This window comes from Nostoc sp. DedQUE02, from assembly GCF_034531035.1.
Classification (GTDB): Bacteria; Cyanobacteriota; Cyanobacteriia; order Cyanobacteriales; family Nostocaceae; genus Nostoc.
The window spans coordinates 18,466-40,626 of sequence record NZ_JAVRBY020000032.1; the positions used below are offsets into that span (position 1 = coordinate 18,466).

The 22,161-nt window shown below is 41.5% G+C and carries 8 protein-coding genes and 1 pseudogene; 5 read left to right on the top strand and 4 right to left on the bottom strand.

Annotation, left to right across the window (positions count from 1 at the left end):
* Together RMX98_RS22055 and RMX98_RS22060 are read right to left on the bottom strand one after the other, a co-directional pair.
* Window positions 1-8,769 (bottom strand): non-ribosomal peptide synthetase, encoded by an 8,769-nt coding sequence (locus RMX98_RS22055; protein ID WP_322678760.1) that lies wholly within the window; start codon window positions 8,767-8,769, stop codon window positions 1-3.
* Window positions 8,770-10,117: 1,348 nt separating this feature from the next.
* Entirely contained in the window at window positions 10,118-10,531 is a 414-nt protein-coding gene (locus RMX98_RS22060) for a hypothetical protein (RefSeq protein WP_409881733.1), read from the bottom strand.
* A 149-nt stretch (window positions 10,532-10,680) separates the two neighbouring features.
* Here RMX98_RS22060 and RMX98_RS22065 point away from each other — a divergent pair, with 149 nt between their 5' ends.
* On the top strand, window positions 10,681-11,358 hold the full coding sequence (locus RMX98_RS22065; protein WP_322678762.1) for a response regulator transcription factor: 678 nt from the start codon (window positions 10,681-10,683) through the stop codon (window positions 11,356-11,358).
* A 2-nt stretch (window positions 11,359-11,360) separates the two neighbouring features.
* Window positions 11,361-12,896, top strand: a complete 1,536-nt coding sequence (locus RMX98_RS22070) for an ATP-binding protein (protein WP_322678763.1) — start codon at window positions 11,361-11,363, stop codon at window positions 12,894-12,896.
* Window positions 12,897-13,140: 244 nt separating this feature from the next.
* Here the strand turns inward: RMX98_RS22070 and RMX98_RS22075 are convergent, their stop codons facing one another.
* Together RMX98_RS22075 and priA are read right to left on the bottom strand one after the other, a co-directional pair.
* A complete protein-coding gene (locus RMX98_RS22075) occupies window positions 13,141-15,405 on the bottom strand; it encodes an Ig-like domain-containing protein (protein WP_322678764.1) in 2,265 nt (754 codons plus the stop codon).
* Between the two features lie 717 nt (window positions 15,406-16,122).
* Window positions 16,123-18,707 (bottom strand): annotated as a pseudogene (gene priA / locus RMX98_RS22080) (primosomal protein N').
* 804 nt (window positions 18,708-19,511) lie between these two features.
* Here priA and RMX98_RS22085 point away from each other — a divergent pair.
* The 3 genes from RMX98_RS22085 to petJ all read left to right on the top strand — a co-directional run bounded on the left by RMX98_RS22085 (window position 19,512) and on the right by petJ (window position 22,042).
* Window positions 19,512-20,684: an RpoD/SigA family RNA polymerase sigma factor gene (locus RMX98_RS22085; RefSeq protein ID WP_322678765.1), complete on the top strand. Its 1,173-nt coding sequence runs from the start codon at window positions 19,512-19,514 to the stop codon at window positions 20,682-20,684.
* A 163-nt stretch (window positions 20,685-20,847) separates the two neighbouring features.
* Entirely contained in the window at window positions 20,848-21,342 is a 495-nt protein-coding gene (locus RMX98_RS22090) for a GNAT family N-acetyltransferase (protein WP_322678793.1), read from the top strand.
* 364 nt (window positions 21,343-21,706) lie between these two features.
* Window positions 21,707-22,042 (top strand): cytochrome c6 PetJ, encoded by a 336-nt coding sequence (gene petJ / locus RMX98_RS22095; protein ID WP_322678794.1) that lies wholly within the window; start codon window positions 21,707-21,709, stop codon window positions 22,040-22,042.
* The last annotated feature ends 119 nt before the right edge of the window (window positions 22,043-22,161 follow it).

The window sequence follows — 22,161 nt, forward strand, 5'->3', positions numbered from 1 at the left end:
TTAAAACTCCACTACCTCACTACTAACTTCTTTAACTGATAAATCTTGTGTTACTAAATCTACGATTTCTATGTACGCTGCTATCCCGGCTACTGTGGGAGATTCAAATATCGTCTGTATACATAAGTTCAATCCAAAAACTGAGTTGATTTCTGACAGGACTTGAGTAGCTAGTAGGGAATGACCCCCAAGTTCAAAGAAGTTGTCCTTAACGCCAATGCGTTCAACTCTTAAGACTTCGCTCCAAATTTGCGCGAGTTGGGCTTCTATGGGGGTACGAGGTAAAACAAAGCCAGTAGAAAGATTCCTCGTGGCTGTATCAGGTGTTGGCAAAGCGCGACGATCTACTTTGCCATTGGGTGTTAAAGGCAGGGTATTGAGGATGACAAAAGCTTGCGGCACCATGTAATCTGGTAGCTTTTGTTGGATAAATTCGCGTACTAAAGGTACTAGCTTTTGGACTAACTTACCATGTAGAGGGTTGTTAGTGTAATCAGTCCAGGATTTGGTAGTGACGGCTGAATTATCCCAAAAAGCAATTGCGCGATGTGCTTGGTTGCGGCAGAACACAACATCATAGCAACCATCCTGGCTACTCTCCCACCAACTGGGGTGAACAGTGTAGCCGAGTTGCTGCCCCAACTGGTAAAACTGCTCTGGATCGATCCCAACTGTTGGCTGTTGTGCTAATAGTTGGCGCAGTTGCTCGACTGTCGCCACGCCTGGGGGATTTTCTAACCATTGACAAATCTCTAGTGCTTGCTGTACTCGTTGATTCGGTACGCGCCTGATTCCCAGCAGTTCTGGCTTTTCTTGTTGTAGGTAATTTTGAATTTGGGCGAACGAAAGCTTATCTAGTTGCCAATTTAACCAAGGAGCTACTGTCACTTCGGCTCCGCTCAGTGCAAGTGCTCGAACATCAGTACCGATATGGAGGGTAACATCATAACGGAATTGTGTTAACTCATTGAGGCTGTTACCGCGTTTGGGCTGAATCTCTACCCAACTAATCTGGGGAAAGCGTGGCTGAAGGGCAATGAAGAAACCCGGATCGATGACTAATTCTTCTTCAATAGCGACACTATAATGTACTTGCTGCTGCCATTGCTCAATCGTTTTGTTTGACTCTGCTTGGAACAACTGGACGGCTGCATGGTATGGTTCCAACAGAGGCAAGTTGCGGACATCCCCGACAAATAGTGTTCCCCGATCGCTAATTGCTGCGATCGCACCTTCAATTACTTGTAACAGATACTCAACGCTGGGGAAATACTGCACGATTGAGTTCAAAACTACAGTGTCAAAGTCTCCTTGAGGAATACCTTCAAAGTTATCTGCCATTTGATGCCGCAGTTGCACATGATTTAAACCCTCAACCGTGCTGCATACTTGCTCAACGTGCTGTATGGCGGCGATGGAATAATCGGTTCCCCAATACTGTTGGCAGTTTTTGGCAATGCGCGATAGCAATAACCCTGTCCCACAACCAATTTCTAATACACGCTGTGGCAAGTTTGCTTGAATGCGGCTCGTTGTATTTTCAACCCACTCCTGCATTTCCCACTCTGGGATTGGTTGCTTGGTGTACGAACTATTCCAACCAGCGATATTAAATGTTACGTCATCTGCGGATGCTTGATTATATAGTTGTTCGTAGAGCGTTAGCCAATCATTCACGTACTCACTCTGCCATTGAGCAACCTGCTGGGGTAACGTTTGACTATGAAGCGTAGGAACTAAGTAAGCTACCAGACGTTTACTTCGGCTTCGCTCAGTACAAGTATCACCAGGGGTGTCTTCTCTAACTACTACAACACTCTCTTGGACTAAGGGGTGTTGACTTAAAACGGTTTCAATTTCTCCCAGTTCGATACGGAAACCGCGAATTTTCACCTGATAATCTATACGACCGAGAAATTCAATATTGCCATCACTCAGGTAACGTACCTTATCTCCAGTTTTGTAAAGGCGATCGGAAGAGGCAGAGGGGTGGAGGGGCAGAGGAGAGGTTACAGTCAATTCTCCCTTGCTCCCTTGCTCCCCTGCTCCCCTGCCTCTTTGAAAGGGATTAGGGATGAATTTCTGTTGTGTTAACTCACTACGGTTAAGGTATTCTTTTGCTAGACCATCTCCCCCAATGTACAGTTCTCCGGGTACACCAATACCCACTGGCTGGAGTTGGGAATCTAACACATAGATTTGAGTGTTGGAAATTGGTTGTCCGATGGGAATAGTTGTCGCATTTTCACTGACTTCTTCCACCAAGTACCAGGAAGTGAAAGTTGTATTTTCTGTAGGCCCGTAAACGTGCAGTAGTCGCTGCGGCGCACCGTTTTTCAGCACTTCTTTTACCCATTTGGGATCGACTGCTTCGCCACCAAATAAAAGATGTTTTAGCGAACTGAAAGCAGAGGGAACTTCCTGAGCAATTTGATTGAATAAAGCAGTCGTCAAGAATAACACGCTGATGCGTTGCGATCGCATAAAGGCGGCTAAATTTCTGGGCGAAAGTGACAACTCTTTACTCACTCCTACCAACCGCGCACCGTTGAGTAACGCTCCCCAAATCTCGAAAGTGGCAGCGTCAAAGGCGCAATTTGCTGCCTGTGCAATGACATCTGTTGGTTCTATGTTGATGTAGTTTGTGTTCAGCACTAAGCGATTTACGGCTCGATGAGTTACCGCAACTCCTTTGGGTTGACCAGTTGAACCGGAAGTGTAGATGACATAAGCGAGATCGTCAGCTGTGACTTGGGCTGTGGGGTTTTGCTGACTTTCTTGAGCGATCGCTGCATTGGTATCAAAGCAAACAACACACCCTTGATGTTTCGGAATTCCATCAGCTAATTTCTCTGTTGTCAACAGCACCGATAACTGCGTATCTTCTACTATAAAAGTTAAACGCTCTTTAGGATATTCTGTATCCAAAGGCACATACGCTCCACCCGCCTTGAGAATTGCCAGTAACCCGACAACCATAGATACAGAACGTTCAACACAAATACCTACTAGCACGCCTGGTTTTACACCTAGTTTTTGCAGATAATGTGCTAATTGATTTGCCTGTATATTCAACTCCCGATAGGTAAGTTCTTGTTCTCCAAACACTACGGCGACTGCATCAGGAGTCCTTTCAACTTGGACTGCAAATAACTGATGGATACATTGGTTACTGGGATAATTGGTATAAGTGTTGTTCCACTCTACTAACAATTGCTGCTTTTCTTGTGCTGTCAGTAGCGACAATTCATTAACTGGTTGCTCTGGGTTGCTGACAATGGCCGCTAACAAATTTTGGAAATGCTGCATCATGCGGGCGATTGTCTGTGCATCAAATAAATCGCTGCTGTAATAGCAAATCCCTTCCAGACCTTTGGAAACTTCAAAGAAGTGAACTTCTATGTCAAACCGCACTCCATTAAGTCCCCAAGGCATTTCTTCTACTTTTAAACCAGGCAAATCCCAAGGGTCAACGGGAGCATTTTGCAGGGCAAACATCACTTGTACCAGTGGGTTGCGGTCTAAGTTGCGCTCAAGGTGCAATTCTTCGACTAACATCTCGAAGGGCAAATCTTGATTGTCATAAGCGTTTTGAGTAACTTGCCGCACCTGCTCTAATAAAGCTTGAAAGGTCGCTTCTTGAGAAAGATTGAATCTCAGTGCCAGAGTATTGACAAAAAATCCAATTAACCCTTCTATTTCTTTGCGATTGCGATTGGCAATTGGCGAACCGACTACAAGATCCGTTTGTCCAGTGTAGCGAGATAGTAATACAACAAAACCAGCCAGCAGTGTCATAAACAAAGTGCCGCCTGAATCTTGGCTCAGTTGTCTCAAAGCAGCAGTCAGCTTACTATCTATTTGAAATCGCTCTATTCCTCCTCGAAAAGTCTGGATAGCTGGGCGGGGGTAGTCTGTAGGTAGTTCTAATACAGATGGCGCTCCTGCTAACTGTTGCTTCCAGTAGGTTAACTGACGCTCTAGTACTTTCTGGGTTAGCCATTGGCGTTGCCATAAGGTAAAGTCAGCATACTGTACAGGTAATTCTGGTAATGCCACAGAACTACCTGTAGTAATGGCTCGATAATGGGCAGACACTTCGCGGATCAAAACACCTTTTGACCAACCATCAGCAGCAATATGGTGAATGGCAAACAGGATTACATACTCATCCCTCGCAACTTGCCATATCTTTACCCGTAACACAGGATCTTTCGCCAAATCAAATAGTTTGTAGGCTTCTTTAACTGCCTGTTGCTCTACTTGTTGCCAAGGTTCTGCTACATTTTGGAGATCCACCACTGGTAAAGTTATGCTGACATTAGACGCTATTACCTGTACTGGCTTGTTATCCTTAACCTGGAAGCAAGTACGCAAAACTTCATGACGCTGCACAATCTTCTGGAACGCTTCTTTTAAAGCTTGAATGTTGAGATTGCCGACTAGACGCACAGCGAAAGGTATTGTGTAGGCTCCACTTTCACCTTCCAATTGATGCAGAAACCACAGGCGTTCCTGCGCCCAAGACAGAGGGATATCTGCGTTCCTAGTAACGGGTGCGATCGCTGGAAGTATTAAACCCGAACCAGTTTGAAGTTGAGTTGCGATCGCCTCACTTAAGGAGGCAATTGTTGGCGATCTAAATAAAGACTGTACGGGTAAAGAAGTTCGGAAAGCCAAGTTTATCCGAGACACCACTTGAGTAGCTAGTAGAGAATTTCCTCCCAACTCAAAAAAGTTGTCGTGAATGCCTAATAGTGGAACTGGCATCACGTCTTGCCAACATTGAGCAATTTTGAGTTCTATCTCGTTGCGTGGTTCTATCCTTTCCCTAATTTCTTGAGAGTTAATTTCCCTAATGAGCCTGGCGCGATCGATTTCGCCGTTTTCCAGACAAGGTATTTCGGGTATTTTTATTAGGTTACAGGTGCAAGAATTTCCAAACCTATCTTGCAATCGTAAGTCTGGTAATTTAACAGCCTCGTTACTATTAGTAGTGAAATACGCAGTTAACTTCTGTAAATTAAAAGCTGACGACTGCAAACGTTGAATATTTTGGCTGCTACCATCCAAACCTATCAATAGATGCGTTGGCTGACGTTGTAAGCTGGCAAGCATTGAAGATATTGCTTGGGAACAAGACATCACACAGTAGCCTTTGGCACGGAGCAGATTTTTCATCTGATATCCTTGTCCTTGGCTCATGCCTATGTTATTCCACATACTCCAACTCAAACAATAGCTGGCTAATTTACTATGGGAATTTTGGTAATGAGAAAAGCAGTTAAGGAAACTATTAGCAGCTGCATAAGCCCCAACAGTGATACTTCCAAAAAAGCCGTGTGCTGAAGAAAAATTGATGAAAATGGTGTCTCTATTATCTTTCACTAATTGATGCAATACCCAAGCACCCAACACTTTAGGACGCAGTACTGCTGCTAAGTTCTCCTGAGTTTCTTCAACTACAAGTTGTTCGTGAAAAGTTCCAGCTAAATGAAGTATTCCATCAAGGTTATTTCCCCATCGAGATTTAGCTTTTTCAACTATTATCTGCAACTGTTTTAAATCGCAAATATCAACAGCTTCGTAAATTATCTCGCCACCAAGTTGTTCTAATTCCTGATACGCTGCCAAGCGTTTTGCAGTATTGCCTTCTGCCTCATGCCATGTATGTTTTGGCGGTAGAGGATTTCTGCCAACCAGTAGTAATCTAGCTTGATAATTTTTCAGCAAATACCGTGCAATTTCAATACCTATACCACCGAGTCCTCCGGTGATTAAATAAGTTCCTTCTAGCTTGAAAATAATTGATGATAATGGTTCCTTTGTCAAATCAATTTTTTCTAAACGAGGAACGAAACGCTGCCCATTTCTGTAAGCAACCTCGCGTTCTTTTGAAAAAACTTGCATTTCTTGGAAAATATCATTCCCATTTTTTTTAACTTCAGCAAAAGGCAAATCAATATGCCGACAGTTGAAATTTGGTAGTTCTTGGGAAATGGTTTTTAACAACCCTAATACTGTTGATTTTTCGTAAGCTACGGGGCTATCTGAAACAATCGATTGAAGATGAGAAGAAATAAATAATAATTGAACTCCATTATCAGCACCCTGAACTTTGGCTAAAGCTTGAACTAGGAACAATAAACTATACATTCCATGTTTTTGTGCTTGTTCAATAGCATTAAGGCTTGTGACTTCGCCAATATACTTGTCATAAGTCCATAGGTGAAGAATTTGTCCAATAATAATATTATCTGCTGCTAGAGATTCAAGTAATAGTTGGTAATTTTTAGGGTTGTCTGGAGTAATTGTATAGCTTGAGCGATTAATTTTACGGAAATCTTCTCCCAGAGAAACAGCGATATATGGCAGATTACATTCGGATAATATTTGACATAAATATGTCCCCAACCCGCAAGAATCTAGAAATACTAGAGTGTAATTAATAATATTTAAAGAAGAATTAAAAGTAATAGGAGATTTAGGCTGCCATACTTGGCGGTAGAACCAATCAGGAATAGTGTTGGCGTTAGCCAGTAATATGTCAATTCGTTTAATAATTGATTTAAACTCACCTTTATTAAAACGCTGACTCAGTTGAGAACGCTGAATTTTACCAATAGCGGTTTTAGGAATGATTTCTTTATTTACTGGAATTAAATAATCTGGGTTTACTCCCACCTTGTTGACAACAGCAGTGCGAATTTCCTTAATTAGACCTAGTAAACTCGCATCGTCAGTCTGGGAAGTATTGAAAAAGATAGCTAGTTTATCGGTATTTATTTCTGGTTGTCTCACTCCGCAAGCGGCTGTGTAAGAAACTTCTACTCCCTGAATTTCTTCAACAGCCGCCTCAATTTCGTGACAGTAATAGTTCAGTCCATTAATAATAATGACATCTTTCTGTCTTCCAGTAATAGTTAAACGCCCTTGATGAAGAAATCCTAAATCTCCAGTATTAAACCAACCATCGCTTGTAAAAGCTTCTTGACTTGCTTGGGAATTTTGATAGTAACCAGAAGTTACAGAAGCACCTTTGACTTGTAGTTGTCCAATTGTTTGTTCTTCAACTACTTGGTTTTGGCCATCGACAATTCGCATAGCAAAACCAGGAATAGGTGCGCCCACTTCCACAAATTTTTGCTCGTCTGTAGTTGCATCCAATAAAAAGCTGTCAGAATAGGTAACGCCTGAAGATGTTTCAGACATTCCCCATGCTGGGTGCATTGCTGTGGTGGATAAATGGAATGGTTCTAATAACTGCAAAAATTTTCTTGCTGTTTTGGCTGCGATCGCTTCACCGCCGTTGAGCAGAAATCGCATCGAAGATAAATCCCATTTAGAACTTACCTCGGTTTTGAAACTTTCTAGTTGTTGATCGATCAGCCCATAGGCAAAGTTAGGAGACCAAGTAATCGTAGCTCGATAATGAGAAATCCAATCTAACCACTTTGTAGGTTGTTGTAAAACTAGATTTGTAGGAGCCTGAATTTGCTGGCAACCTAGATATACATCCCGAATATGGAACATCACTAAACCGCCAACATGGTCTAGGGGAAACCAATTCAAGGAGACATCTTCTTGGGTAAAGCTGTTGAACATGGCACTCCCAGCACTACGACTAATCAAACTGCTATGACTTTGCATGACAGCTTTGGGTGTACCCGTGCTTCCAGAAGTCAAAAGCAAAATTGCTAAATCCTCTGGCTGGCTGGGATGCCAATTAGAGTCCGGTTCGTATTCGCGTAAATGGTCAATAGCCTCAACTTGAAAGCTTTTTAAATTTAAAAGCTTTGATAAATTACAAATCTTAGGAGCTAACGAAGTACTTGTCAGTACAAGCGGTTTCTTTAACATCTGCCAAGTGTTTTGCAGCTTGCTGATAGTACTATTGACTTGCTCGTAAGTTGGGGCAATAGATATTGGTACTGGAACAAAACCGCCTAACACACAACCCCAAAAAGCACAGATAAAATCTTGATTATCTTCTAGTTGAAAAATTACCTTATCTTGAGGTTTGAGTCCTAGCTTTCTCAATCCAGCTAAAATTCGTTGGGCATCCTGCCATAATTCTTTATAAGATTGAACTTTTTCGCTACCATCAGGTTGAATATAAATAATACCTCTAGTCGAACATTCAGCAGCTTGTTTTAGTACTTGTGTTAAAGTTTTAGGAGCATTTTGAGGTAATTGTAAAGGCTCACCATAACTAATAGCTAGTTTTTTGGAAGAGGACGAACTACTTTTTTTAATTTGTTGATTAGGTGCGGTTACTTGTAATTCTTGCTGGTAATTTTCAGAGTTGAATAATTGAGTTTCACCCAGTAAATCTTCTAAATGTACAGGAGCAATACTTCTAACTCTTGGTTCGGCAATTACTGTAACACGCTCAATTTCTGATAATGACTGTAATTGCTCTTCTATGTGACGTGTTAAGCCAGAGTCAATAACTTCTAAACTAGATAGAGTAGCTTCGTCTACTTGCCCTGTATCTTTCAAGGGGATAGCGGATACTAGTGCGATCGCCTTTGGTATTCGTTCATTAGGCAAAATTGTTTGCAAATGAGATAGCAATTGCTCTGGCGTAGATAAACCTGATGGAACTATATATGCAACTAACTCCTGTTTTAAATCTTTTGTTTGTCTCTCTAGTACTACACAATCATCTACATTTAAACTTGACAGAATAGCAATTTCTATTTCTTTGGATATATAACTTTTATTGCTTGTATTTGCTAAATTTGTATTCTGATTATCTAACTGCATTAGCTTTTATATCCTAATTAGAATTAAATTATGCTGGTTATTTTAGTTGGGCAAGAGAAGAAAATGCCTGCTTTTGGTTCCACATTATGCAGAGTTTCATCATAAATTTTAATAGGTATAGTTTCCATTACTTAATTCACTTAAGTTAATAAAAGCTCAGATTTAATTTAAAAAAAACTTTATTTTTAATCAAGACAATTGGCACAATCAAGCCACTGATAGCATCACACTCAACGGACATATTAGCTAGAGCCAATCGTTTGTTAAAGACCAGTTGTGTGAGACTTGAGCGCCAGAACTCCATGAATAATTCCATTGTCCGTTAGAAATTACTAGTAAAAATCAGTCGAATTTAATTAATATAGCTGAAACTTACAGTTAAGTTATTCATTTGTAAGTAGAACAATGTGGAAAAACCAAACTATGTTAAGAAAAATTAAATCGACTCAAACTCTCTTCCCTCTTACTTCCTGCCTTCTGCCTCCTGTCTTATCCCAATGATAAATATTCACATCGACCTACTTATGTATTTACTTATTAAATAGATAATCTCAGGTTTACCAATAAAACACAAGGACAGTTAAGACAGTTAAGAAAATAAAACAGCTAAGACAGTTAAGACAGTTAAGACAGTTAACTAGATAAAATATCCGTTACAAAATTTAATTATGAATAACGAACAAAGGGATTATTTTCATATTCCCTTTGTTCGTACCACAAAGAGGAGAAAACTCATTCTTGCAACTGCGCCCAAATTCTTTGACAGTGTTCCATAATTAGCCCTTTAATACAAGCGTTATAATCACGAAAATGGCGCTAGAAAGACCCAATCGAGTAAATTTTTTAACGATCGCATCTATTTTAGTAGGCAACAGGCAAGAGGCAATAGGCAACAGTTAAGAAAACTCTTTGATTTGTACTGATTTTTTTTATAAATCAAATATGAGTTTTATAGCTCAGTCTTGATTACTAAATTATAAAAATGCAGGCTCTTCGTTGCTCAAGTTTTGAGGAATTTCCTTCCTAAAAAAAATCATCGCGCTTCGCGCACAAAGCAAGTCAGTATGGCTACGCCAAGCTGCGCGAACAGAAATCAAAGCGGATTCCTATATATTATATATATTATAAAATTCATTCTTGGATAAAAGAAATTTACTTTATTGATCTCAACCTTTTGAGAATGCCCAGATGCTTTGAAACCCCCATTTCTTTGCAGGAAATGGGGGGAAGGGGGATTAGGCTTCTGAGGCTTAGATGTTAGCAATAATACTTTTCAAATAACCTCTGAGGCTGTGAACGGCGTGAGATGTTCCACTTGGGGAAACCCCAGGCGCGAGATCGTGTTCAGCTATTTTGGTTGATTAGGGGGATTTCCTTGGGGGGATTCTCCACGATCGCCAGGAGGATGAGGTGGAACACCTAGTGCGTCGATCAATTTTTGTTCAGTGACACCCAGCTTTGCGGCGGCGGCGGCAAAATCTGGTCTAGGTGGACGTTGATTGCGATCGCCTGGAGTTGGAGGATTAGCAGGAACTCCCAATGCTGCCTTTAACTGTGCTTCTGTGACTCCTAACTTTGTGGCGGCGGCGGCAAAATCTGGTCTAGGTGGACGTGGCTGTTCGTTTGATGGTTGTGGCGGTTGTTGCGCCTGTGCAATTTGATCGAATTGATTAGCGGCATTTGCTTGATTGAGTGAAATAAAACCAAATGTACCAACCAAAAAAGGAATCGTTGCTATAGCAAACACTCGACGAATATTCATAAAAATCAGCCTTTAAAAGGTAGGGTGTTCATATTTCTAATTGAGCCACTCCAAAATTACAGCTTGCCTATTTTAAAAATTACAGTTTTGTAATTTGAACAAAAAATAATGAATTTAAAATAGAAAAATATGTAAAGTCATAAAAGCTTGTGAACGTTCTATTTGTCGAAGATGAAGCGAAAATTGCTAACTTTGTCCGGGCTGGATTGAAGGAGCAGGGATTTGTTGTAGACTACTGCGATAACGGTGATGACGGATATCTGCGAGCATTAGACAACGAATATGATGTGATTATACTCGACATTATGATGCCGGGAAAGGATGGACTATCGATTCTAAAACTATTGCGGCGGCAAGGTCGGAATGCTCCGGTGATTTTGTTGACGGCTCGGAATGAGCTAGACGATCGCTTGCAAGGGCTAAATTTGGGAGCGGACGATTACATCGCTAAACCGTTTTTTGTGGAAGAGTTAGCGGCTAGAATTCATGCGGTTGTGCGCCGGAGTGTGAGCAATCGCCAAAATCTACTTTGCGTTGGCCCGATCAAACTCGATCGCATCACCAGGGAAGTCACTTGCAATCAGCAGGCGATAGAACTCACCAGCCGCGAGTTTAATCTTCTGGAATATCTCATGCGTTCTCCCGGACGGGTTTTCACTCGTACCCAAATACTGGAGCACGTTTGGGGCTACGACTTTAATCCCAACACCAATGTTGTGGATGTTTGTATCCAGCGAATTCGTAAAAAAATTGACCCGATTGATGAAGCAGTCTGGATTGAAAGCATTCGTGGGGTTGGATATCGATTTCGCAAGCCAGATTCTTGATCATGAAACTCCCTTCGTTTCGACTCCGCCTTGCTCTGTTGTCTGCGGCTCTAGCTGGAAGCACATTAGTTGGTTTTGGCGCGGTTTCCTGGTTTCAGATTTACAATGCTAAGATTAGCCGCCTGGATGCAGAATTATTAAATCACTTGATGCGCGCAACTCCGAACTTCGTTCCACGAGAGGAACCTCCGGTTGGTGCAGCGTCTCCCAGAAGAGAATTGAGCAAAGAAAACTCAGGCGATCGCGGGCGATCGCAGTTTTACGAAGATTCATTATCTTACTCCTTCGGAACCAATACAAAAATCCCCGTCGCCCTATTGGTGCTTGATGCAAACAACAACATAGTTTATAAATCAAACTCCTTACCTGCCGACCTTGAGCTAAATCGTCTGTTGCTTAAGCGTCTTGAGTTGACACCTCTACCACCGCCCCCAAAAAGAGAACCACCACCTTTACCCTCCAATGCAAATCCATCCTTGGAGCGGCCACCGCTAATACGTCCACGCCCACCTCAATTTGTCACTGAGCAGACAGCAACCGCAGTCTGGCGGATTGGGGCAGCTAAATTTCCCAATGCTCAGATTGCCATTGCCGTAAGCTTGCAAGCCGTAGATCAAGAAATGGCTACCATTCGCAATATCTTCCTGGTTTCAATTCCGGGAGCATTGCTGTTGGTTGCGGTGGGAGCATGGTTGGTTTCTGGTGGTGCTTTGCGTCCCATCCGTCAATTAACGGGCGTTATTCAACAGGTAACTGTCAAAGGACTAGATCAGCGAATTCCCATTGGGACAACTGATGTTGAATTTGTCGAACTGATTCAGGTATTTAACTTAATGTTGTCACGCTTGGAACGCAGTTTTACGCAAGCTTCCCGCTTTAGTGGTGACGCGGCCCATGAATTAAAAACCCCACTGACTATTTTGCAAGGTGAACTAGAACGAACACTCCAACAGGTTGATCCCGGTAGTGAAGTGCAACAGCGCTTAAGCAACCTGTTGGATGAGGTGCGCCGCCTGAGTGGAATTATGCGAAAACTTTTGTTGCTATCTCTGGCAGATGCCGGAAAAATGAGCTTGTATCTGGTTGAAGTGGATATGTCTGAGTTGCTGATGGAGATGCTAGAAGATGTGGAAATGCTAGCTCCCCATTTGACTGTGCAAACTGACTTTATTGATGGGTTGCGGGTAAAAGGCGATCGCGATCTTCTGATTCAAGTTTTGCAAAACCTGTTCAGTAATGCGATCAAATACAATCTCCCCAATGGTTGGATACGAATTCGCACTCATCAAACTCCAACAACTCTCCAGATCACAATTGTCAATGCATCAAAAGATATTCCTTTAAGTGAACGTAATCGCATTTTTGACCGATTTTATCGCGGCGATCCCTCACGTAACCGCAAAATAGAAGGAATCGGGCTAGGACTCAGCCTAGCCCGTGAAATTGCCCGCGCACATCGTGGCGACCTCACCCTTGACTTAACATCTGCCGGTCAAACAGCATTCACCCTCACCTTACCGATAAAGTTACAGAATTGAGCGATCGCTCGGTACTGATATAGCAATACGCTTGGGTTAAGCAAATTTAATCTGTTAAGGCAGGCTGTTCTTGAGCAGGGGGAGAGAAAAAAGCTTAACTGAACTGTATTGACTGAGATAGGACTCATATTTGATTTTTGAAAAAATTCGGTATACCTCAATCTTCTGAAATCCTGTTGCCTATTGCCTTTTGCCTATTGCCTACTAAGCCAAGTGATTTCAGTAATCAAACCGGATTCCTATATTAATTAAGTGGACGCAGAAGTGTAATTTTGCCCAGATGCGTCTCTTGACTGAGTTGCGCCACGTAGAGATTTCCATTGGTGGGATTCTCAACCAAATCTAATGGACTTGGGTTAAAACCAGTGAAGCCAGTAATACCCGTTTGGAAATTTACAATATCCAAGTTTGTGCCACCTGGTGTTAGCACAATGATGTCTTTCCCAACACTGAAGCGTGTCACCAGCAGTTTGCCTTGCAGCTGACTACCTAAAACATTACTACGATATTCAATGATGCCGTTAGGTGAAAAATGCTCTCCGAAATCAAAGGCAATACCCTTCCAATTTCGGTCAGGTAGCGTACCAATGGGATATTCATTTACCTGAACTGGGTCTGTAGCAGCTGTGGGATTTCCCCCACTCAACACCCACTCACAACGCTTCGGATTGGGATGACCATAATAACCATTTTTAACAACGCGAAACAGAAAGTCTCGCTGCGTGCCTATACTGCTAAGACCAGGCACAGATGGACTGGTATAAGCCCCATTAGTAGCTTTATCAATCCGGTTTTGGCAGGCAAGAGGTAAGGGGATAGGTGTATTTGGCGTATTGCCACCAGCAGCTGAACCATTAGTTGGCACATATAACTGACCATTAGTGTGCCAAACCAGATCGTAGGCATTACGTATACCGCTAGCAAAGATAGTGACAGGCACTCCCAGATTAAAGGGGTTATAAGTACCTCCATCCTCCGTCTTAACGCTCAAAGGAGGTGAGGTAATTTTGGACAGGTCAACTCGTAATACAGCAGCAGTTAATAACCGCTCAGGACGATTACTCCAGGCAGTGTTTGGTGCGCCCGTACTACTATTACTACCTTGTAACACATACAGCACATTTGGCTCATTAGGCTTAAACTCAATGCTATTGGTTAGATGATCCCGGCTAGATCGCGGTAAATCAATCACATAGTCTTTGACTGTCTCTAAATTGATACCGCTCAATCGAGTAATTTTACCACTCCATTCTGGTGCATCAACATTTTCATTCCAGTAATAGTTATTTGTTACCCAGAGAATTAGGTTGCTAGCATTTGTTGATGAGGGATCAAAGTGCATACCAATGATAGTTCGATTACCACCATTTGCAGTCTGCAATGAGGAAATGGTTTGTGGCGTACCCAGAGTACCATCAGCATTGATCGGAAAACGCAAAATCTCACCTAGTAATGTGGCAGCATAGAGTTTTTTGTCAGGGCCAATCAATACTGTGGTGTAAGATTTGGCAGGTACACTTGCTAGTGAGATTTGCTCAAAATTAATATTGCTGCCTGTGCTTACAAAGGTTCCTGTTGTGAAACTGATGCTATAGGGTAAGAATGCAACACCATTGCTATCTTTAATCCCGTCGGTGATTTGTAACAGATATTTGCTATTATTCTTCAGACGATTTATTGGAGACACCACAATTACATCTCCGCCACCAGAAGTGTTGTAATTGGCATTGACTTGTGTATTAGTGCTGCTGTCTATCAGTTTGATAGTTGAGGCGGAAATGCTATTAACTGCAATCCCACTGTTGGGAAGATTTACGTCTGCTGTAATTGATATATCTGGCGACACATTTGTTTGACTATCAGTAGGATTGCTCGTTCTGACCGACGGATGATTACCTGCTGCGATCGCAATATAGTTGAGCTTGGTATTATTACCACTTTTAGCATCAATTGTGAGCTTGCCGTCGTTAACATTAACAATTCGGGTAACTACGGTAAACTTTTTGGTTGCTGTTGGTACAAAGCCAGAAATAGCAGCCGTACCTTCTATATTAATCTGATGCTTACTATCTAAAGCATTACTAGCATCACCGACGCTAACAGTGACATTGTATGAACCATTAGATAAAGCATATTGCCAAGCCGCAGGTATCTTTACTCCTGGCCCCGAACCGTTAACAGGATATTGCAGATGAATCAGTCTATTTAATCGCTGATCGATGTTACTTTGGTTGCGATCGCGTGTATTGAGTTGGATATCAAGAGGAGTGGGTGTAGTATTGCCTAAGCTATCTTCACGCACCCAACCAAAGCCTCTAGTATCATTGTAGGCTTGACCAATGTCTTTAATATATCCAGATGGTACAGAAACGTTATTTGGTTGAAAAGTAATCGCTTGAACAATTGCCAATACCAGTATTCTAGGTTTGAGGTTGTAAATCATATATATACCTTGCCGTTGTAGTCGTAGTTGATACGTGAGTAGTCTATTGACATTAACCAACTGCAATGATTATTCCTGGCAATCTTTTACTGGCCAAAAACGAACACGATGACCCCGCTTGCAATACGGTTCGGTTAAAGGGGAAAGGGAAAAGGGGAAAGGTTTTGAATACATCCTTTACCCTTTACCCCTTACCCTTTCCCCGACCACAAGGAAAATAGCTCGGTTGTCCGTTCACTCCATTCACCAACGTTAGAGCGCACAGCATTCTGTTATTGAAGAAGGCAGCCCAATGAAAAAACTTCACCACCAAGTATAAAAAAGGGGCTGGATTGAATGATATTAATAAAAGCCAGAATGCTTTTAATTTAAGTAGTGTGTAATTAATAAATTAAGTATGTTCAATTTTTTAATCGATCCATAAGAATAATCTGCATAAAATTTATCCTTATATGAATTTTATGCTTCAATCTTAAAGATGAAATATAAGGAAGTTGTGAGGATTTTTACAGCTTTACTGACAACAGTGTAGAAGCAATAAGTAAGCCGACGGAAATAAATATAACTATATTAAGAAGGGTAAAGGGTAAGGGGTAAAGGGAAAAACTTTTCCCCTTTAACATGAGTTCCTTTCCCCATACAAAACTTTACATAGTTCGGTTTAATTGCGTCTACTTACTTACAATACTGTGTACAAATCATTTAGCAAATGTTTGAAATTACGTAACCCCCCTAAATTTATTTTTTACGGGAGAATTATCACATAATTAATTCACATAAGATTTACATAATATTTATGGGGTCTACATCAATAGTTAAACTTACAGACGAAGGACAAAGCGATCGCACTTCTTCCCAATCTGGTAATTGTGGTAATGCATCAGGGGCAAATTTAATCAATATCTGCCAGCGATAACGATTGGCTACTCGTAAAATGCTCGCTGGTGCTGGGCCTAATATCTCGAATTCTTCTTCTGTACTCAACGCTGTAGCAATAACTTGCGCGGTATTTTGTACTTGAATCGGGTCAAGACTACTTAAACGCAACAAAATTAACCGCCCAAAAGGAGGATAATTAAGTGCTTGGCGTTGTTCTAATTCAGCTTGAGAGAAAGAGTAATAATCGTGCGATCGCACTGCTGTAATTACCTGATGCTCTGTAGTATAAGTCTGCACAATTACCCTACCCGGATCTTCACCTCTACCAGCACGTCCAGCGACTTGAGTCAAGGTTTGAAATGCCCGTTCGCTGGCACGATAATCTGATAAATTTAGCAATCCATCGGCGGCGACAACGCCCACAAGTGTCACCTGTGGTAAATCCAATCCTTTGGTGAGCATTTGCGTACCGACTAATAAATCTGCTTCGCCGTTGGCAAACCGAGTGAGTAGGGTACGATGTGAGCCTTTATTGCGGGTGGTATCGCTATCAAAACGAATCAAGCGCAACTCTGGGAACTGCCTTGCTAGTTCCTGCGTGACTCGTTGAGTACCGCTACCGAAAAATTTTAGATAAGGGGAACTACAATCAGGGCAAAATTTCGGGTGCGATCGCGCATAATTACAATAATGACACCGCAATAATTCCGGCGCTTTTTCTTCGGTGTGGTGATAAGCCAGCGACACATCACAGTGCGGACATTCCAACACATATCCACAACTGCGGCAAGAGACAAAAGTACTGTGTCCCCGGCGATGGATAAATAAAATTCCTTGTTGTTTTCTTTCTTGCAACTCTTGCAAAGCTGCTTGTAGCGATCTACTAAATATAGAACGATTTCCCTGTTGCAACTCTTGCCGCATATCAACTATTTCCACCGGCGGTAAAGGGCGAGAGTTGATGCGCTCAGGCAAACTTAAATAATGAGTGCTGAGTGCTGTTAGCGGAAGCGGGGCGTTTAGCCCGTGCTGAGTGCTGAGTGAGAAGTTAGGAGTTACAAATTCTCCCCCTGCCTCCCCACGCTTACCCAAGTTTCCAACGAAGGCGTAGCAGAACCCAACACCAAGGGGCAATTTTCTAATTCGGCTCGCCACTGGGCAACGGTGCGGGCGTGGTAGGTGGGTATGGGGGAGTCTTGTTTAAAGCTGCTATCGTGTTCTTCATCTAAAATAATTAAACCCAAGTTGGGCAAAGGGGCGAAAACCGCGCTACGAGTACCAATGACAACTTGGGGTTCTCCTGTGAGCATTTGCCGCCAAGTGTCGTAACGTTCTCCGTCGGAGAGGGCGCTGTGATAAACGCTGACTTTACTGCCGAAACGGGCGCGAAAACGATCGGTTAGCTGCGGTGTGAGTCCAATTTCTGGGACTAAAACTAGGGCGGATTTGCCTTGATTAAGGAGAGGTGCGATCGCTTGCAAATATACTTCGGTTTTTCCTGAACCTGTCACCCCATGCAATAAAATTTGAGTAAATTTATCTAATGTCTGGATTGTTGCTAAGGCGCTAGCTTGAGCAGTAGTTAAAGATTTAGCGCCATCGCCTACTACAGCTGGGCCTTGTTCTGTTCGTAATACTTCCCGTTCTTCAACAACGATGTAACCCTTTTGTGCCAACGTCTTGAGAATAGAAGAACTAGCGTTGCAAATTTGCAACAATTCATTTTGCCACAACTCACCACCTTGTCGCCGCAGCACTTCTAAAATCTCTCGTTGACGAGTAGTTAACTCTTGGTCAATTGTACCTGTGAGCGTAACTGCTTTTTGCAACTTTGGTCGAGTTAATCGCGGCGGTTCTAAATAGCTTTCTACTAAACCAAATCGCAATAACTCACGAATTCCGCGATAAGCAGATTTGATTTTTTGTTGAAGGTAAACAAAACTGTAGTCTCCTGCTGGTTGCCCTTGCAAAAGTTCCCAAACTTGCCGCGCAGTCGGAGTCAAAAAAGCCAAAGGATCGGCAGATGTCAGCAAATAACTACTCTCCTCTGCCGCCCTGCCTGCAACCAGGCGGATACGACGCTGCGATCGCCCCAGCAACCCTGGTGGCAGGGCAACCCGGATCACTTGAATCAGTGGCGTATAGTAATATGCAGCGACTCGATTGAGTAATTCCCAATAAGCACTTGGGAAAAACCCAACGCTGACTATATCTTCTACTTCCCGGATTTTTTCTGGTGGTAAATCGACATTTGGTTGTGCCAGTAACCGAATCGCGATCGCTCCTAATTGTTGCGCCCCAAATGGCACACTCAAAATATCTCCTGGTTTTATTTCTAACTGGGCTGGCAATCGATAAGTAAATAGTCCTGTACTTCCTGGACAGTCTACCAATACTTCAACCCACCGATTCAGCGTTGCACCTGACTGGTATGAATTACCTGCTTGAGCCACCACTAAAGGAGATATTTTTATGTCATTAATATACATACTTGCTGACTTTATATTTAGATATTTTCCTCACATAGCTGGTGAAAATCAACCTAGCTTAGTAAACTCTAATTTTTCGCTTTGTTAAATTTAAATGGTATTTCTCAATACTGTTATTCTTCATAATACTTGATAATTTTCCTCTTATGTAATCTACTAGACAAATTCGTATCAACTATACATGCAATAAATATTTGGTGCCCACTATACAAATAAAAGCATGTTGGCTCTTGCTGTAACAGTTGCTCTATCTACTAAATATGGAGTAGGCTTTTTCCGCCTATCGGTAGATATTCAACCCTTTCTGTATATGAGATGCTTTTATACAAAGTAAGAACATCCTAAAATTAAGCTAATACTGCTGTAATTTGTATCATGTAGGTAACTTTAAATCAAATCAGGAATGCATAAACTCAGTAGTAGGTTTTCCTTTTATTCTGTTACCTCCAGCGCCTAAAACATTAGAAATATTTAGAAAAATATATGAAAGTTTAAGAAAATTGGCTGGTTAGCTGAAATTTTTATATTTGTTAAGGTTGAGAAAGTTTGAGGGGGTTTGACATATTTGATAATTCAGAAAAAAATGAAGAATATATCTGTTGGGAATCTGAGAGAAAAGTTTTGTTGGGTGGGAAGGTAAGTTTCGTTATAGGTTGTATATAACTGTAACTTATAGATTCTAGGTAGATGCTAATTTTTATTTCTGGAGACAAATTAGCATCAGCCTGTATTTCGCTATATAAACAGGTGCATCGTCCATTAGGGAAAACTACCAAGCCTCAAAGGAGTAGCTGTAACTAAATTATGTACCAAACAAAACAACAATCCCTAAAGGAAACTATGAATATTGTTGAATTCGGAAAAATGGAAATACTGGAGAATGCTGCTGATATTGAAGAACCATCACTCGATAGTTTAAATGCAGTCGCAGAAGAAGAAGCTCCAATTGTAGTAGAAAATCTGGAATCAGATGAACGCGATGGAGATGACATGGCGGCGGCTCGTCCTTCGGGATACAACAAAACCGAACATGATGATGCTGTCGGCGCATTTTTTAAGGAAATGGCGCGTTATCCGTTGCTAAAAGCTGATGAAGAAGTAGAATTAGCGCGGCGAGTTAGGTTTTTGGAGGAAGTCAGAGAAATACAAGCGGCTTTAGAGTTAAAACTGGAACATGAACCCAGCAAACTAGAACTGGCTTCCGAGCTAGAAATGACGGAAAAGCAACTAGAAAGTCGTTTGTATCAAGGGAGAGTAGCGAAACGCAAAATGATTCGCTCGAACTTGAGATTGGTAGTATCTATTGCCAAACGATATCTAAATCGGGGAGTGCCTTTTCTGGATTTAATTCAGGAAGGAGCAATGGGTTTAAATCGCGCTTCAGAAAAGTTTGATCCCGATAAAGGATATAAGTTTTCTACTTACGCATATTGGTGGATTAGACAAGCGATTACCAGAGCTATAGCTAACGATGCACGCACAATTCGGCTACCTATTCATATTGTTGAAAAGCTTAACAAGCTGAAAAAAGCACAGAGAGAACTTAAGCAGAAACTCTGTCGCAACCCTACGGAAGGCGAAATGGCAGAATCTTTGGAAATGAGTGTGCAACAACTACGTCAGCTACAACAACTACGGCGACAAGCACTTTCTCTCAACCATCGTGTCGGTAAAGAAGAAGACACAGAGTTGATGGATTTGCTAGAAGATGAAGACAACTTGTCTCCAGAAGCAAAAATGAATGAAAACATGATGCGTCAGGAGATTTGGGAAGTCTTGGGTGACGTGTTAACTCCACGGGAGAAAGATGTGATTTCTTTGCGTTATGGTTTGACAACCAGCGAACCCTGTACCTTAGAAGAAGTTGGCAATATGTTTAATCTTTCTCGTGAGCGAGTGCGTCAAATTCAAAGCAAAGCCATGCGGAAATTGCGTCGTCCTCATATAGCTAAACGCTTAAAAGGTTGGTTGATTTAATTACATTGCTCAAGATAAAGATGTAATTTGGAATTTAATTAGCTTTGCAATTCGCCAAAATCGGGCATTTTGTAGTCTTTTTCGGCTATTCTTTAGTCAATACTCAAAAAAAATTGCCCAGTTGCCTATAGACTATGGACTATAAACTATGGACTATAGACTAATGACTTCGGGTAGCAATTTGATTGTGCGTTTTGCTCAAGCAGCCGATTGCAGCGTGCTGTTTAAATTAATTGAAGGGCTTGCAGAGTATGAAAAATTATCTCATGCTGTTACTGGCAATGCCCTGGCACTTCAGGAGCATTTATTTGGTTCGCAGAGGTATGTAGAGGCAATATTAGCAGAATCTGCGGGTCAAGCTGTTGGTTTTGCCCTGTTTTTTCATAATTATTCAACATTTCTGACTAAGCCAGGAATTTATCTGGAAGATTTATTTGTTTTACCAGAATATCGCAGGCAAGGTATTGGTAAGGCTCTGCTAACTAAAGTAGCTCAGATAGCTGTAGAACGTGATTGTGGACGCTTAGAGTGGAGTGTCTTAGATTGGAACGAATCAGCCCAAGAATTCTACCGTAGCATGGGAGCATCTATATTAGATGATTGGCGAATTTGTCGCGTTACAGAAGAAGCACTTACTCAGTTAGGAACTGTTAAATAAAAAACAAAGGATGAAGTATAGAGGATGAAGTAGGACTATTTTCATCTTTAATATTTCATCCTTAAAATTTTATGATTTATTTTTTATAAAAAATTCAAACTTACATAATTTGGATTTTAATCATCAGCATAAATGCACATTATTACAAATCAGCAAGCTAGGGTGTTTTGTAGAGAAGCACCTTCCCCTCAAGCATTACTCTGTGTTAAAAACCCTAAATTTAAAATCCCCAAAATTCAAAATCCAAAAACTTTATTTAATAAAGCAAAGTTTGACAGCTTGTCATTTGACTATGGCAGCAGCTCAACTGACAATTATGGAGGATCTTGCACCGATTAAACCGTTATTGCAGAGAGAACACGAAATGAAAAAAATGATTACAGTCATACTGCTAGGCATCGCAATCTTCACCTTTGCCTTCAGTAGTCCAGCTTTGGCAGCAGATGCTGTTAGTGGAGCTAAAGTATTTAGTGCTAATTGTGCCTCTTGTCACGCAGGAGGTAAAAATCTGGTTCAAGCTCCTAAGAACTTGAAGAAGGACGCTTTAGAAAAATATGGTATGTACTCAGCCGAGGCGATTATCGCCCAAGTTACAAAAGGTAAAAATGCCATGCCTGCTTTCGGCAGTCGTTTGAAAGCTAACCAGATTGAAGATGTAACTGCTTATGTGCTTTCACAAGCAGATAAGGACTGGAAGTAGACTATAATCTAACTTCAAAAATTAGCAATTTGCGGGGCTTTTTGTCCCGCTAATTTTAGAGTTGCCGAAATTATCAAACAGGATGCTTATACCAATTTTGGATTTAGAGTCTTGACAAA